Raw genomic sequence first — 14,331 nt, 5'->3', positions numbered from 1 at the left:
CTTTCCCGCATGCCCAGCCTTCCCAGCCCCTCGCAGCCCGCCACCATCACGATCGCCCCCCTGGAGGTGCGCTCGGCCAGCCTGGCCGAACAGGCCTACGACCGGTTGCGCACCCTCATCCTCGATCGCCAGATATCGGCCGGCAGCCCGCTGCAGGAGGCACGGCTGGCGGAAGACCTGCGCATTTCGCGCACGCCCATGCGCGAGGCCCTGGTGCGGCTGGCGGGCGAGGGGCTGCTGGTGCGGCGCGACGCGCGCTCCTACGCCGTGCGCGCCCTGGGAACCAAGGAGTACTTCGACTGCATGCGCGCGCGCGAGGTGATCGAGTGCGAGGCCATCGCGCTGGCGGTGGGCAAGATCACCGATGCCGAGATCGACACGCTCGAGGCCGACATCGCGACGCTCGGCGGCAGCGAGCACAGCGAAACCGAACACTGGCACTTCGACGACCGCTTCCACCTGCTGATCGCCACGGCCAGCGGCAACGTGGTGTTCCCGCGGCTGGTGGAAGAACTGCGCGTCAATGCGCGGCTCTTCCGGCTGCACAGTCCGCTGCACCGGCAGCCGGAAAACCACGACGAGCATGGCGAGATCGTTCGCGCGCTGCGCGCGCGCGACGCCGAGCGCGCACGCGTGGCCATGCGCGAGCACCTGCGCAATCTGCAGGAAGACGTGAAGCGCGCGCTCGTCGAGTAGTTCCGCGGCGTCCAAGGGGAGACGCAAGGCGTGCCCGTTTGCATCTGCCAGGCCGAAAACAGCGCGGGGCTGAAGCCGTGGCGCTTGCAGGTGGCACCGATCGCATCGAACACCATCGACCGTTGATCACTCTTGAATCCTGGGAAGTGCACGTCTGACAGCCTGCGGGGTGCCGCAGGGCAGAGGGAGGGACTGGCTGCCCCAGATTCAGTGGGTCTCGCTCGTTCTCGTGGTCGAACTGGTTTGTCTGCGGCTAGAGCCAGCCCTTGATCTGCTGGCTCATGGCCTGCGTCGAAATCCCGTAGCGATCGTGCAAGGTCGGCAGCGCCCCTGCGTCGAGAAAGAGATCGGGAAGGCCGATCTGGCGGAATGGAAGCATGACACCTGCTCGCATCAGGAGGCTCGCAACAGCCTCTCCAAGGCCGCCGATCACCGAGTGGTTCTCTGCGACCACCACCTCACGACGGGATGCGTGAAGGTCTTCTCGGCTTCCACACCAGTCACTATCTTCATCGAACGGCTTTCGGTTTCATTCGCAAACACGCCGCTTCTGCCGTAGGGGCGGGCGGCCGAATGAATACTTGCTAGCGGTTTTCGCGCACCGCATGGCGGCGCGCGATCTGCGCCAAGTGCCTGCACGCCCACCATGCGCGCATTCCCGTGTCGTGCGCCCCTCCTTGACATCAACTAAATTCGGTACTAAATTCAGTCCTTCGCACCTCGGGAGTTGCTATGCCTTCCATCTCCAACATCAAGTCAATCTCCTACCTGAAGAGCCACGCCGCCCAGATTTCCGAAGACCTGGAGATGAACGGCACGCCTTTCTTCATTACCCAGAATGGAGAGGCCACCATGGTGATCGAGAGCGTCAGGCAGTTCCAGGAAAAAGAGTCGCTGATCGCCGCTTTGAAAATCATGGCGTTGGGTGAAAAGGATCGCATGCAGGGTCAAGGTATTTCCGCTGCCGAATCCCGCGCGCAACTGGCCGCGGCTCGCCAACGCCGCAAGTAATGGCCGTCCGCATTCTTCCCGATGCCCAGGAGGACTTGCTTTCGCTTCAGGAGTACATGCTCGACAAGTGGAGCGAATCCGACTGGCTCAAGGCCGAAGACGAGATTTTCGAGAAGCTGGCCCTGGTCGACACAGGTTTCTTGACGGGGGCGCCTGTATCGGAGCTTGCTTCCGTCGGCATCTTCGAGTACCAGAACGTCTTTACCTCACACCACAAGCTGGTCTACCGGCGTATTGACGATGACACCGTCGTTTACGCCGTGGCGGGCCATCGGCAGGACTACCCAACGCTTTTGATGAAGCGCCTTCTGCGAATCTGATGGATGGGTGCGACGTGCCTTGCTGCGGCTTCGGGTACGTACGGTCCTTCAATGTTCGGTAAGACTTTATCTCGATGAAGCATTCAGCGCTGTCCCTGACGGCTGCGCCTCACCGTGCGGGCCGTGGGCTTCGGCGATTCCGCTCGGCCGCTGATTCGAGCGCGCGAGCGCCCCGGGGCTCGTCCGGAGCGAGGTGTGGATGTGCCGCTGCCACCAGCGCACGGATGATGTTGATCGCTGGCGTTTCGGCCGCGATCACGTAGACAGCCCCTGGGGCCGGTGTCTATCGCTCAGCGGCCCTCGTCGAGGGGGCGGGGCCGGAAGGAAGGCTTCATTGGCTGCTTCGACAGGCCACCTTCGCGACCGCTGCAACCATCCCGCGAAACCACACGTGTCCGGCATCGTGGTCGTTGCGCCGGTGCCAGACCGCCCGCGTGACCGATTGGCCGGCGCGGTATGGCGGCTGGCGCCCAACCAGATCGCCGCCGCGCGCGAGCGCCTGCGCCAGCGACGCGGGCACGATCGACAGCATGTCGCTGTCCCGCAGCAGCGCCGGGATGGCCAGCGCGTGCGGCACGGTCACGCGCTGCCGGGGCGGCGGATCTGTGCCGCGCAGCGCTTCTTCGAGTGCGTGCCGGTCGAACATCTCCGACTGGCGCGCGAGCCCGCGCTCCAGAATGAAGCCGTCGACCGCTCCCTCTTCCTGCCCGCCCACGGACAAGGTCACGAGCGGGTAGCGGGCCAGGTCCTTCACCTGCAGCTTGCGGCGCGAGGCCGGATGGCTCTTGCGCATCAGGATCTTCTCGCCCTGCGTCATGAGCGTGTCTGCATTCAGTCGCACGGGCACCTGCGAGAAGATGCCGATCGCGAGGTCGATGCGGCCGAGGTCGATCTGCTCGGCCAGGTCCAGCCGGGTGGAGGGGCGGATCACCAGGTCCACGCCGGGTGCGGCCTGTTGCAGCGCACGCAGCAGCGGCGCGACGATGACCGCGGTGACATGGTCGTTCGCGGCGATCACGAAACGCCGCGACGAGTGCGCGGGCTCGAACGGCTCGACACCCAGCGTGGCCTCGATGCGCCGCAGCGCGTCGCGCAGCACCGGTGCCATGGCGCTGGCCCGGCCCGTGGGTGCGAGACCCTTGCCGGTGCGCAGGAACAGCTCGTCGCCCACCACCTCGCGCAGCCGTGTGAGCGCATGGCTCACGGCCGACTGGCTCAGGTGCAGCCGTCGTCCCGCGAGCACGAGGTTGCGGTCTTCGTAGACGGCGTCGAACACCTTCAGCAGGTTGAGGTCCATGCGGCCGATGCTCATCGCCGTCTCCGTGAGGTGGTTGTCATGAATTGAATCTCGCGCATTGTGAACTTGCAAAGGCATCAGTTCCATACAACTCACGGTACGCCGATCATTCGCCGCATTCCCGCCTTCGGGCACAAAGAGGTCAGCACATGGACATCAACGCACGACTTTCCCGCCGCGCCTTTGCACGTGCGGCACTCGCGGCACCGGCCGCGGCATGGCTGCCGCACGCACTGGGTCAGGGCGTCGGCCCCACCGGCAAGCTGCTGGTCGGCTACCCCGCGGGCGGGACGCTCGACACCACCGCCCGGCAGCTCACCGAGGCCTGGCGCAAGCAGGGCCGCGCCTACATCGTCGACAACCGCGCGGGTGCGGCGGGCCGCATCGCGAGCAGCCAGCTCAGGCGGGAGCGGCCCGATGCGAGCGCGCTGCTGTGCACGCAGACCTCGGCGCTGACCATCTACCCGCACGTGTACACGCGCCTCATGTACGACCCCGCCGCCGATTTCGCGCCCGTGTCGCCGCTGGTCACGGCGAACTGCGCGCTCGCGGTGAGCAATGCCGTGCCGGCTTCCGTCCGGAACCTGGCGGACTACGTGCGGTGGGTGCGCGGTACGCCCGGCGGTGCCAGCTACGCCTCGCCGGCGGCGGGCTCGATGGCGCACTTCCTGGGCTACCAGCTCTCGGAAGCGGCCGGGCTGAAGCTGCAGCACGTCGGCTACAGGGGCTCCGCACCCGCGATGCAGGACCTGGTCGGCGCGCAGATCCCGGCGTACTTCGGTTTCGTGGCGGATTTCCTGCCGTACCTGCAGCAAGGCCGCATCCGCATCCTCGGCGTGGCGAGCGAGAAACGCTCCCGCTTCATGCCCGGCGTACCGACCTTCGCCGAGCAGGGCCACGCCGAGATTCGCGGTGCCGAGACCTATGGCGTGTTCGCGCCGCCGGGCACGCCCGCGGCCACCGTACACGCGCTGTACGAATCCATAGGGGTCGCCGCCAGGGATCCAGCGCTGCTGGCGGCCTTCGAACAGGTGGGCCTGGAGGTCGGCACCCTCGCGCCGCGCGAGTACGCGGCATTGATCCAGCGCGAGCGGGAGTCCTGGGGCCCGGTGGTCCGCGCCTCGGGCTTTCGCTCCGACGAATGACAGAAAGGCATCCGATGATTCCCAAGAACGACGAACACCACGCGGGCCGCGAGGCGCTGATCGCCTGCGCCATTCCTTTCCTCGAACAGGTGCAGGACATGACGGCCGGCACCGAGACCGAGCGCTGGCTCAACCAGGCCTGCGGTCCGCACAGCGAGCTGTACCGCACGCTCGCGCAGCTGGTCACTCAGGGCGTGCGCGACGGCTGGGCTGCGAACGTGGCGCTCGACGGCCCCATCTACCGGCGCAGCCGCATCGCGGAGCCCTCCGAGCGCACGCGGTACTTCAGCATCACGGCGGTCTACATGGACAGCCGCGGCAACACGCAGGGTCATCCAGGGGGAACCTACCGCGGCCAGTACCACGCACACCCCTACGGCGAGCTCAACATGGTCGTGCCACTGAACCCGGGTGCGGCGCTCAACGGACCCAACGGCTGGTGCGAGGCCGGCTGGACCGCGCCTGCGCCTGGCAGCCATCACTATCCGGAGGCGAGGGGAGGGGCCGTCATCGCGCTGTTCTTCCTGCCCGCGGGCCGCATCGCGTACCACGCCGCACCGCAGGCCCAGGAGCCGACGCATGAGCCTGCCGCCTGACGCGGGTCGCTGCGTGGACGACGTGCTGCGCGCGCGCAGGTCGGTGCGTGCCTACCTGCCGCGAACGCTGGAGCGGAACACGGTGCTCGAGATCCTGGCCGTGGCCGCGAGCGCTCCGAGCAATTCCAACACGCAGCCGTGGCGTGTGCACGTGCTCGCGGGCGCGCCGCTGAAGGCTTTCGGCGAGGACCTCGCGATGGCCTTCCGGTGCGGCGACTTCGCTGCGCCCTCGCACTTCCCGGACCCGCTGCCGCAGGCGCTGTGCGCGCACAGGGCCGACTTTGCAGTGCGCTACTACGGCGCGCTCGGCATCGACCGCGACGACACGGCGGCGCGCGCGGCGCAGACCGAACGCAACTTCAGCTTCTTCGGTGCGCCGGTGGGGCTGATCTTCAGCATCGATGCACGGCTGGGCCACCACAGCTGGCTGGATCTCGGCCTGTACATGCAGGGCGTGATGATCGCGGCGAAGTCTCGCGGCATCGACACCTGCCCGCAGGTGTCCTTCGCGCCGTTCCACGCGCGTATCGCGCGGCACCTGCGGATGGAGTCCAACGAACTCACGGTGTGCGGCATGGCCATGGGCTTCGGCGACCCTGCGGCACCGGCCAATGGCATGGCGATGCCGCGGCAGGGTGTGGAAGCATTCGTGTCCGACGCGGGGTTCGACGTCTCTGACCTTCAGGCCGACAAGACCGCAGCCTCGCAGCTTGCTGTCCAAGCCCAAGCTGAATAGAGCGAACTCGCGCAATCGGTCCTCCAGCTGCAGCCAAACCCGCAGCGCCCAGAGGTCCTTGATCAAGGTGGGACGACTGGCGCGGTTCTGGGGACGCTGAGCGCTCGCATCAGGGCTCGGCATCGAGACAATCCGCCGCCCCTTCAGTCTCCTTGGCGCTCCTCCACGGCCCTCTTCAGGATCGGGAGCGTCACGCGCCAGTAGAACGCGATGTGGTGCCAGCCTGAATCCTCCCCGACCTCCCAGCCCTTGTCACGACGTACGGGCGAGGGCGGCACCTGCTGCGTGACCGTCAGGACCGTTTCCGTGCCCTCGGCCTCGAGCGCCATCGTGATCGACGAGTAGGACTCCGGCGCATCCGGCAGACCGGACACCCGGGACCAATAGGTGTATCGAAGCAGCGAAGGCGGCTCGGACTGGACCACTTGCCCCTTGTCCCTGTAGCGCGCCGTTCCGATGATCGCTTCGATTTCGATGGCACTCCCAGGCTGCCAGTCCGTCTTGAAATGCGCGTTGCGCCATCTCTTCCCGGCGTCGGGATCCGTAAGCGCGGCCCATATCTGTTGAGGGTCGGCCGCAATGCGGATGGATTACTGGACTGTTTGAAAGGACATGCGTCCGGTGCGCCTGGCAAAGGTGCGAACTAGACCGCCAATCATGCAGGGCGACGTTCTGTGGAGCAAGCCGTCGATCTGCTGCACGGCAGGCCTGATCTCATGGGCAGCACGCGCATGGCGGGCCCGGGATCGCGAGTTGTTCGGACCTTCCCTGCCGTTGTGCCGAGGATTAAGAAATGCGTATTAAGGGGTTCGACCCCCTCCTATATTCGCGGGATGGTCATTGCCTTGGCTGGAGCGAAATGATCTGTCGCCAGGCAGCGTTGCCGCTGCGTGGTGGCATTTGAGAGCACTCTTCCGCAGAACTGGCTGGGCCTTCAGTTGTTCTTCCACATATTGCTCGTCACGCGAGAGTTCAGTGGCTCAACTGGCCGCAACCGCACGCACGTGCGGTGGACTTGCCGCCAGCTTGGCGCAAGCCAGGTGTGTTGAACGGGCCCTCGCCGACGCGCTGATGACTCCGGCCGCCGCGCCAATCGAGATAAAGGATGCAAACATGTCTGACCCTATCGAGATCACGATCAATCCCAGATGGGTCGATCTTGGGACGCGTCCGGAGTGCAAGTACGCGCCCGTGATCGTCGAGAAGCTCCAGAGCGTCGCAGCGATACAGAGCATGAAGAAGGTGCTGGAAAGGCGCGTCGACATCTGCCGGTTGCTCGCGACACAGAACGACAACCCCAATCTGGAGGGCACCGGCTGGTTCTCATTCCTTCGCGCGGGGCCTGCGCATGAGCCGCATCTGCGCTCTGCCAACGTGCCCGTCTTCGTCATCAGCGGCGGGAGCGCCCTGAAGCTCGCCCGCGAACTGGACGAAGACTACAGCCTCGCGTGGCATCCGATGAACCTTCGCAACGAACCGCTCTATATCCTGGTTCATACGCTCGATTTCAGGCCCTATCAGGGCGCGCTGTCCAACATCATGAGGCGCTTCCGGAACGTGCATCTGATCGGTTGGGACGGAGGGAAGATGACGGGTTTCGGCGCTGCACGCGCCGCGGCGCTGGCCTTCGCGGATTCCTTGCCCTACCGGCCGCAGCGCATTCTGCTGATGGACCAGGATGTGGTGCAGACAGAAGGAACTCGGCACACGAGCCCAAGCGTGAAGAGAAATGTCGTGGCTCTGCACAAGCAGCTCGCCAAGCCCATCGTTGGGATCGGGGTCGGCTATCCGACGAGGCAGCCTGTGCCGAAGCCGTTCGCCAAGGTACCTCCTCCCGAACCGAAGGACCTTGCGTCGCCGACCCAGCAATTCGTTTCCATCCAGGCACCGTTTCGCAAGCGTCCCCAAACCACCTCTCATCCCCATCTCGCGAAGAACTATCAGAAGACGGACGACGGGCTCTACCCGGCATTCATGGTCGCGGGCGGCGAGGACATGCTCGCGACCTTCGAGATGGACCTGATCAAGGACGACGACAACAAGACGCTGCGCCGGGACCGCATCGTCAAGAAGGCATTGCAGGGGCCGAACGATCCGAAGAATCTGTACTGGAACCAGGCTCGCGTGGAAACGCTGAAGCGGATCTTCGCCGAAGAAAAAAACACGCCGCTCAGCCTTGATGGAAGGCCCTGCACGCTCGACGACCTGATGCGCCTCTTCTCCGACAAGGGGTGGCAGGCGGGGCATCCCAGTCCCGAGACATACAACAACGCCGCCTGTGTGATCGAGCGCATCATCCTTCGGTACTTCAAACTTTCGCAGGGAACATTCGGTCACCAGGAAGTGTTCCAGCAGATGAAAGGCTTCGTCCCCGCAGGTTGAGTCTCGCTGCAGTCTGCGAAGTCGACCGGGGCCCGGCCGAGGTTCTGCGCTTCAAGACGGTTTCAGTACTCGAGAAAAACAAGGAGCGAGCGCCCCGCCGTATCGCCGCATCGACGCACCGTGCCGGCGAGGTCCACGCGCATGCCGTTCGGGCAGCTAGTTTCGCGACCTGGCCTTGGAGGGCTTGGCTGCGAACAGCTCTTCGCACAAGGCGCGCAGCCAGCGACTGGCCGGGTCCTGGTGATAGCGCGCGTGCCAGTGCTGCTTGACGGTGAAGGGCGGTACCGGCACCGGGCAACCGTGGACCTTCAAGGCGCTTGCGCTTGAACCGGCGAGGGTCTCGCCGATATGGCGCGGAACGGTCGCGATCAGGTCGGTCGTGGACACGACGGCCGCAAGGCCAAGGAACCCCGGCAGCTCCAGCAACACACGGCGCTCGACCTTCTGCCGCTGCAGTGCCGCCTCCAGCAGCAAGACGCCGGTGCCTCCGACGATGCCGACATGGGCCTCGGCCTTGTACTCGCGCAGGCGCAATCCCCTGGCGCCGATGCGCGGATGGCGCGCGTTCACGAGGCACACCCAGTCCTGGGGATAAAGGACCTGCTGGTAGAAGCCCGACTCGAGCTGGGGCACCAGGCCGATCGCGAGGTCCGCCTCGCCGGACTGCAACGCCTGGGCGGTTTGGTCGTCGATCCGCGCGGCCTCCAGGCGAACGCCGGGTGCGACCGCCCGCACATGCGCCAGCAAGCGTGGCAGCAGGGTGATGTGGCTGGCATCGGTCATGCAGATGCGAAAGCGGCGCGTCGCGACCGACGGATCGAAGGCTTCGGCGGGCGCGGCCACGCGGCGCAGCGCGGCCAGGGCTTCTCTCACGGGCACGATCAGTTCCTGCGCGCGCGGCGTGGGCTGCATGCCGGTGGTGGTGCGGACGAAAAGATCGTCGCCCAGCTGCCGGCGCAGCCTGGCGAGCCAGTTGCTCACGGTCGGCTGGCTCTGGCCCATCGCCTCGCCGGCCCGCGTCACGCTGTTCGTGCTGTAGAGCAGGTCGAACAGGCGCAGCAGCCTGATGCTGAGAAGGGACGCGTCGTCTTCGATGTCGTCGTCGTGGTCCAAGCGGCACCTCCATTTCAATACGAAATGTAGATCATTCAACCCATGCTATGGGCAACATGGGAACAGGAACCTATCGTCAGGTCATTCCGAACGAAGGCTCACATGAAAATCTACTTTCTCGGCGCCGGCGCATTGGGTTGCGCCATCGGCGGGACCCTCGCTGCGGCGGGGTCCGACGTCACATTGATCGACCCCTTCCAGACCCACGTCGACGCAATCAACCGCGACGGCCTGCGCATGAAGGTCGGTGAATCGGAGCGTGTCGTCCGGGTCCGCGCGGCGCTCGACAGCACGAAGCTCGAGGCCCCCGACCTCATCATCGTGCTGGTCAAATCCTTCCACACGCGTGCAGCCATCGAAGGAGCACGCAACATCGTGGGGCCCGACACTGCCGTGATGTCGCTGCAGAACGGCATGGGCCATGAAGAGATCCTCTCCGAAGTGGTGGGCGCCGGCCATGTGCTGGCGGGCAAGACCTACGTCGGCGGGGTGATGCTCGCTCCCGGTCATGTCATTGCCGGCACGCAGGGCAAGCGCACGGTGATCGGCGAGATCGACGGCCGCATCAGCGAACGCGCCAAGGCGATCGCCGCCGAGTTCGAGCGCGCCGAGCTGCCTTGCGAGGTCAGCGGCAACATCCTCGGCGCGATGTGGGACAAGCTTCTGATCAACGTCGCGACCGGTGCGCTCAGCGGCATCACCGGCCAGGTCTACGGAAGCCTCTACGCGGTGCCGGAGATCGAAGCCACGGCCATCGCCGCGGTCGCGGAAGCAATGACGGTTGCCGAGGCCAGCGGGGTGAAGCTGTCGATCAAGGCGCCGCGCGACGCCTGGCTGATGGCTGCAGAGGGTCTGCCCTACGAATTCAAGACTTCGATGCTGCAGAGCCTGGAGAAGGGTTCGATCACCGAGATCGACTTCATCAACGGCGCAGTGGTGCGCGTGGGCCGCAAATACGACATACCGACGCCGGTCAACCAGACGCTGGTCGCCGCGGTCAAGGGCATCGAACGCCGCATGGAGGCGAAATGACCACCCAGGCCATACCCAAAGCCTATGTCGAGCACGTCGCCATCTGGGTGCGCGACATCCATTGGCACATCAAGTTCTTCCACGACGTGTGCGGCATGACCATGCGGGAGGTGCAGGGCACCGTCGAGGAGCCCATCCAGTACTGGACGCTCGGGGGCATGCAGTTCATGGCCAAGCCCGACTACGACGGCCCCGAAGGGCGGCTGGGCCACCTGGGCGTGATGTGCGAAGACCTCGAGGCCGCGCTGGCCGCCGCCAACGCCTTCGGCGTCACCGAGATGCCGCAGGGCCGCAACTGGCTGCGCCTGCCCGATGGCCTGGCCGTCGAATTCATCCAGGCCAGCCCCGGCGCCGTTGCCAAGGCGCTGGCGATCGATCCACGCGCCTGACCCCTGTTCGAACCGGAGACGCACACCATGAACACACTCACCATCGAAGACAAGTACTGGGACGACGCCGTCGTCGGCGAGGAATGCATCAGCCCACCGTACGAAGTGACGGAAGCCCGCGTGATGGCCTACGCCGACCTCACGGGCGACCACACGCCCGTGCACACCGACGAGGCCTACGCGCGCACCACGCCTTTCGGCACCCGTGTGGCCCATGGCTTGTTCGGCCTCTCGATCGCAGACGGCCTGAAAACCAGGAGCGACATGCGCTTCATGCCCGGCATGTCGCTGGGCTGGGAATGGAGCTTCGTCGCGCCCATCAAGCTCGGCGACACGGTGCGGGTGAGATTTCGCGTCGAGACCAAGCGCGAATCGAAGAGCAAGCCTGGCTGGGGCATCCTGGTGCTGCCGTCCGAGCTGATCAACCAGCGCGACGAGGTGGTGCAGAAGGGCGAGCATCGCGTGATGGTGCCCAGGAGGCCGGCATGAACGCGGCAGCACGGCAGGCCTTGCCGCTGGCGGGAATCCGCGTCATCGACTACAGCCACTTCCTCGCCGGCCCCTACGTGGGCCGCTGCCTGGCGGCGCTGGGTGCCGAAGTCATCAAGGTGGAGCGCCCGGGCACCGGCGATGCCGGCCGCCAGCACGCCTGGTTCGTCGGCGACCACAGCGGCTACTTCCTGCAGCAGAACATGGGAAAGAAGGGCCTGTCGGTCAACACCAAGGACCCGCGCGGCCGCGCCCTGATGAAGAAGCTGGTCGACAGCGCCGACGTGTTCGTCGAGAACTACCGCCCCGGTGCGCTCGAAAAACTGGGCCTGGGCTACGCGGAGCTGGCCGAGACCAACCCGGGCCTCGTCTACTGCTCGATCTCCGCATACGGCCATACCGGACCGGACTCGCACCGCGCCGGCTTCGGTCTCATTGCAGAAGCCAAGAGCGGCATCATGCAGATGGTCGGCAACCCCGGCGAGGCGCCGCCGCTGCTGCGCATCTCGCTCGGCGACATGTACACCGGCATCCACGCGGTGGCGGCGATCAACGCAGCGCTGCTGGGCCGCGTGAAGTCGGGCCGTGGACAGCACATCGACATGGCGCTGTATGACACGCTGGTGTCGATGCACGAATACGCGGTGCAGTGCTACACGCTGTCGGGCGGCAAGGAAGTACCGGTGCAGACCGGCCACGACATGCCCAATTCGACCCTGTACGGCGTGTTCCGCGCGCAGGACGGCGACCTGGTCATCGCCGCGCAGGTCGACGACGCATGGAAGCGCTTCGCCGCGCTCGTCGAACAGAACGGCGGACCCGCGGGCTTCGGAGGCGACACCCGCCTGCACGGCGCGGCCGGGCGCAACGCAAACCGTCTGGAAATCCTCGAAGTGGTCCGCCCGTGGGTGGCGCAGCGCCCCGTGGCCGAGATCCTGAAGATGCTCGACGGCATTGACGTGCCCTGCGCCAAGGTGCAGCGCATCGACGAAGTGCTGGCCGACCCGCAGATCCAGGCGCGCGGCATGGTGGTGGAACAGGAGCACCCGGTGCTGGGCAAGATCCGCCTGCCCAACCTGCCCTTTCGCATGTCGGGCAGCGACACCTCCATCACGCAGGTGGCGCCGGAGCTCGGCGAGCACAACGCCGAGATTGCCGCGAGCCTGGGCTACGACGCCGCCCAGATCGCCGAGATGCAGGCCGACGGCGTCCTCTACAGCGCTTGAGGAGGAAAGCAGCATGACCGACCGCTACGCCGTCATCGGCAATCCCATCGGCCACACCAAGTCGCCGCTGATCCACGGCAGCTTCGCGCAGGCGACCGGCCAGGACATCGAATACGGCGCCATCGAAGGCTCGCTCGAGCGCTTCGCGGACGACGCGCACGCATTTCGCAAGGCGGGCGGGCTCGGCCTGAACGTGACGGCGCCATTCAAGCTGCAGGCGCTGGCCCTGGCGACCGAGCGGCTGGAGCGTGCCGAGCTGGCCGGTGCCACCAATGCGCTCAAATTCGAAGGCGACCGCATCATTGCCGACAACTTCGACGGCGTGGGGCTGACCAGGGACATCCAGGGCAACCTGGGTTTCGCCCTCAAGGGCGCGCGCATGCTGGTGCTCGGTTCTGGCGGTGCGGTGCGCGGAGCCCTGTTGCCCTTTCTCGCGCAACAGCCGGCCGAACTGGTGCTCGCGAACAGGACCCTGTCGAAGGCGGTCGACCTCGCTGCGCAGTTCGCGGTGCACGGCCCCGTGCACGCCCGCGCCTACGCGGACCTGGCCGGGGAGCGCTTCGACATCGTCATCAACGGCACCTCGGCCAGCCTCAAGGCCGAACTGCCACCGGTGCCGGCGGAGACCTTCCAGAACGCAGGGCTGGCCTACGAACTGGCGTACGGCAAGGGCCTGACGCCCTTCCTGCGGCTCGCGCAGAACGCCGGCGTGCCCAAGCTCGCCGACGGCGTGGGCATGCTGGTCGAGCAGGCGGCGGAAGCCTTCCTGTGGTGGCGCGGCGTGCGGCCCGACACCCGCCCGGTCATCGAGCGCATGACCGTCCCGCTGGCCTGAGGCCGCTATAGCTGCAAGAAGGAAAGACCCCATGAAGATCCTCATGCTCCACGGCATCAACCACAACATGTTCGGCAAGCGCGATCCGAAGCAGTACGGCACCACGACGCTCGCCGAGATCGACGCGAAGCTGCAGGCGCTCGGCAAGGAGTTGGGCGCCGAGGTCGAGAGCTTTCAGACCAACAGCGAAAGCGCCATGTGCGAGCGCATCCACCAGGGCTTCGCCGACGGCGTCGACGCGGTCCTGATCAACGCAGGCGCATGGACGCACTACAGCTACGGCATCCGCGATGCGCTGGCGATCCTCACGGTACCGGTGGTCGAATTGCACATGTCCAACATCCATGCGCGCGAGGAATTCCGGCATCACTCGGTGTTCGCGGACATCGTGAAAGGCCAGATCTGCGGCTTCGGCCTGGACAGCTACCTGCTCGCCTTGCGTGCTGCCGTGTCGGCGGCGCGAAGCGCTCTCTAAGCAGAAGCAAGTTGCGCGAGCCCGCCCGGAGAAGCAGGGCGACGCCGTAGCGGGTTCGCAGCGAGATATCCGCGCCGCTTGAGGAACATGAGGCGGACGGTTGCGAGGAGCCGGGGCCTGCATTGACCCGGAGGGGAAAGAAAACGCGGTGTCGCTGATCACCGCACGCCCGTCTTTCGATGTCATGGCGAGCGTCGGTGCTGCAACGCCGATTGCAAGAAGACGATGTCGCGTTCGGCGAAAGCGTCGGCATCACTGCGCCTTCGAGATGGAATGAACGCAAGCAAGTTGCAGTGCTTCCGGTCATTCCGAAAATGAAATTCAGTCGCTCATTTTCAGAGGCAATTCAGCGCTCGTTCCGGCCTTTGTACAGGTCACACTCCTAAGCCTTGCACTGTCGTGCCGGTCGAACTCGTGCGGACATGCCAAAGGGCAGTGACATTCAATGTCGCCTCGCCGGCTTCTCATGTGACAACGAATGTCACTTTCTGCCGCTGCGTGTCCTTCTCACACGCGCAATGCATCCATCGGTTTTACCGATTTCATTTCATCGAGCGATCGAAGTGAATGGCATGCAGCTTGCAGATTC

General features: G+C 65.7%; 16 protein-coding genes and 1 pseudogene. 13 read left to right on the top strand and 4 right to left on the bottom strand.

Features of this window, described 5'->3' with window-relative positions; genetic code table 11:
• Nucleotides 1-9 precede the first annotated feature (9 nt).
• The gene (locus FHT32_RS19565; protein ID WP_176666263.1) at nt 10-696 is read left to right on the top strand and encodes a GntR family transcriptional regulator; all 687 of its coding nucleotides are present in this window, start codon (nt 10-12) and stop codon (nt 694-696) included.
• A gap of 253 nt (nt 697-949) precedes the next feature.
• Here FHT32_RS19565 and FHT32_RS19560 read toward each other — a convergent pair.
• Nucleotides 950-1,165 (bottom strand): annotated as a pseudogene (locus tag FHT32_RS19560) (transketolase C-terminal domain-containing protein); the annotation flags it as partial.
• A gap of 263 nt (nt 1,166-1,428) precedes the next feature.
• On the opposite strand from FHT32_RS19560, the gene FHT32_RS19555 reads away from it, so the two are divergent.
• Together FHT32_RS19555 and FHT32_RS19550 are read left to right on the top strand one after the other, a co-directional pair.
• Nucleotides 1,429-1,707, top strand: a complete 279-nt coding sequence (locus FHT32_RS19555) for a type II toxin-antitoxin system Phd/YefM family antitoxin (RefSeq protein ID WP_176666262.1) — start codon at nt 1,429-1,431, stop codon at nt 1,705-1,707.
• Entirely contained in the window at nt 1,707-2,027 is a 321-nt protein-coding gene (locus tag FHT32_RS19550; RefSeq protein WP_176666261.1) for a type II toxin-antitoxin system RelE/ParE family toxin, read from the top strand. Before FHT32_RS19555 ends, FHT32_RS19550 begins: the two co-directional genes overlap by 1 nt.
• Before the next feature lie 331 nt (nt 2,028-2,358).
• On the opposite strand, the gene FHT32_RS19545 is transcribed toward FHT32_RS19550, so the two are convergent.
• Nucleotides 2,359-3,339 carry a LysR substrate-binding domain-containing protein gene (locus FHT32_RS19545; RefSeq protein WP_176666260.1) on the bottom strand — a complete coding sequence of 327 codons (981 nt, stop codon included), beginning with the start codon at nt 3,337-3,339 and terminating at the stop codon, nt 2,359-2,361.
• 134 nt (nt 3,340-3,473) lie between these two features.
• Here FHT32_RS19545 and FHT32_RS19540 point away from each other — a divergent pair, with 134 nt between their 5' ends.
• Genes FHT32_RS19540 through FHT32_RS19530 form a run of 3 tightly spaced genes read left to right on the top strand, consistent with a single transcriptional unit; the run spans nt 3,474 to nt 5,801 of the window.
• The gene (locus FHT32_RS19540; RefSeq protein ID WP_176666259.1) at nt 3,474-4,469 is read left to right on the top strand and encodes a tripartite tricarboxylate transporter substrate-binding protein; all 996 of its coding nucleotides are present in this window, start codon (nt 3,474-3,476) and stop codon (nt 4,467-4,469) included.
• 14 nt (nt 4,470-4,483) lie between these two features.
• A complete protein-coding gene (locus FHT32_RS19535; RefSeq protein WP_176666258.1) occupies nt 4,484-5,065 on the top strand; it encodes a DUF4863 family protein in 582 nt (193 codons plus the stop codon).
• Nucleotides 5,049-5,801 (top strand): nitroreductase, encoded by a 753-nt coding sequence (locus FHT32_RS19530; RefSeq protein WP_176666257.1) that lies wholly within the window; start codon nt 5,049-5,051, stop codon nt 5,799-5,801. Before FHT32_RS19535 ends, FHT32_RS19530 begins: the two co-directional genes overlap by 17 nt.
• A gap of 143 nt (nt 5,802-5,944) precedes the next feature.
• Here FHT32_RS19530 and FHT32_RS19525 read toward each other — a convergent pair whose 3' ends face one another.
• Complete coding sequence (locus FHT32_RS19525) at nt 5,945-6,382, bottom strand: SRPBCC domain-containing protein (protein ID WP_371132231.1); 438 nt, start codon at nt 6,380-6,382, stop codon at nt 5,945-5,947.
• A gap of 532 nt (nt 6,383-6,914) precedes the next feature.
• Between FHT32_RS19525 and FHT32_RS19520 the strand changes: the two genes are divergently transcribed.
• Nucleotides 6,915-8,183 carry a hypothetical protein gene (locus tag FHT32_RS19520; protein WP_176666256.1) on the top strand — a complete coding sequence of 423 codons (1,269 nt, stop codon included), beginning with the start codon at nt 6,915-6,917 and terminating at the stop codon, nt 8,181-8,183.
• A 156-nt stretch (nt 8,184-8,339) separates the two neighbouring features.
• On the opposite strand, the gene FHT32_RS19515 is transcribed toward FHT32_RS19520, so the two are convergent.
• On the bottom strand, nt 8,340-9,296 hold the full coding sequence (locus FHT32_RS19515; protein ID WP_176666255.1) for a LysR family transcriptional regulator: 957 nt from the start codon (nt 9,294-9,296) through the stop codon (nt 8,340-8,342).
• 102 nt (nt 9,297-9,398) lie between these two features.
• On the opposite strand from FHT32_RS19515, the gene FHT32_RS19510 reads away from it, so the two are divergent.
• Genes FHT32_RS19510 through aroQ form a run of 6 tightly spaced genes read left to right on the top strand, consistent with a single transcriptional unit; the run spans nt 9,399 to nt 13,742 of the window.
• A complete protein-coding gene (locus FHT32_RS19510; RefSeq protein WP_176666254.1) occupies nt 9,399-10,328 on the top strand; it encodes a ketopantoate reductase family protein in 930 nt (309 codons plus the stop codon).
• Nucleotides 10,325-10,717: a VOC family protein gene (locus FHT32_RS19505; RefSeq protein ID WP_176666253.1), complete on the top strand. Its 393-nt coding sequence runs from the start codon at nt 10,325-10,327 to the stop codon at nt 10,715-10,717. The genes FHT32_RS19510 and FHT32_RS19505 overlap by 4 nt, the downstream gene beginning before the upstream one ends.
• A 27-nt stretch (nt 10,718-10,744) precedes the next feature.
• The gene (locus FHT32_RS19500) at nt 10,745-11,206 is read left to right on the top strand and encodes a MaoC family dehydratase (RefSeq protein WP_176666252.1); all 462 of its coding nucleotides are present in this window, start codon (nt 10,745-10,747) and stop codon (nt 11,204-11,206) included.
• Nucleotides 11,203-12,432 carry a CaiB/BaiF CoA-transferase family protein gene (locus FHT32_RS19495; protein WP_176666251.1) on the top strand — a complete coding sequence of 410 codons (1,230 nt, stop codon included), beginning with the start codon at nt 11,203-11,205 and terminating at the stop codon, nt 12,430-12,432. Before FHT32_RS19500 ends, FHT32_RS19495 begins: the two co-directional genes overlap by 4 nt.
• A gap of 13 nt (nt 12,433-12,445) precedes the next feature.
• Complete coding sequence (aroE, locus tag FHT32_RS19490; RefSeq protein WP_176666250.1) at nt 12,446-13,267, top strand: shikimate dehydrogenase; 822 nt, start codon at nt 12,446-12,448, stop codon at nt 13,265-13,267.
• 31 nt (nt 13,268-13,298) lie between these two features.
• Entirely contained in the window at nt 13,299-13,742 is a 444-nt protein-coding gene (gene aroQ / locus FHT32_RS19485) for a type II 3-dehydroquinate dehydratase (protein ID WP_176666249.1), read from the top strand.
• Nucleotides 13,743-14,331: the final 589 nt, after the last annotated feature.

This window comes from Variovorax sp. SG517 (genome assembly GCF_013376045.1).
Lineage (GTDB): Bacteria > Pseudomonadota > Gammaproteobacteria > Burkholderiales > Burkholderiaceae_C > Variovorax.
Note: the sequence above shows the minus strand (reverse complement) of the source record. Positions and strands in the feature narration are given on the sequence as shown.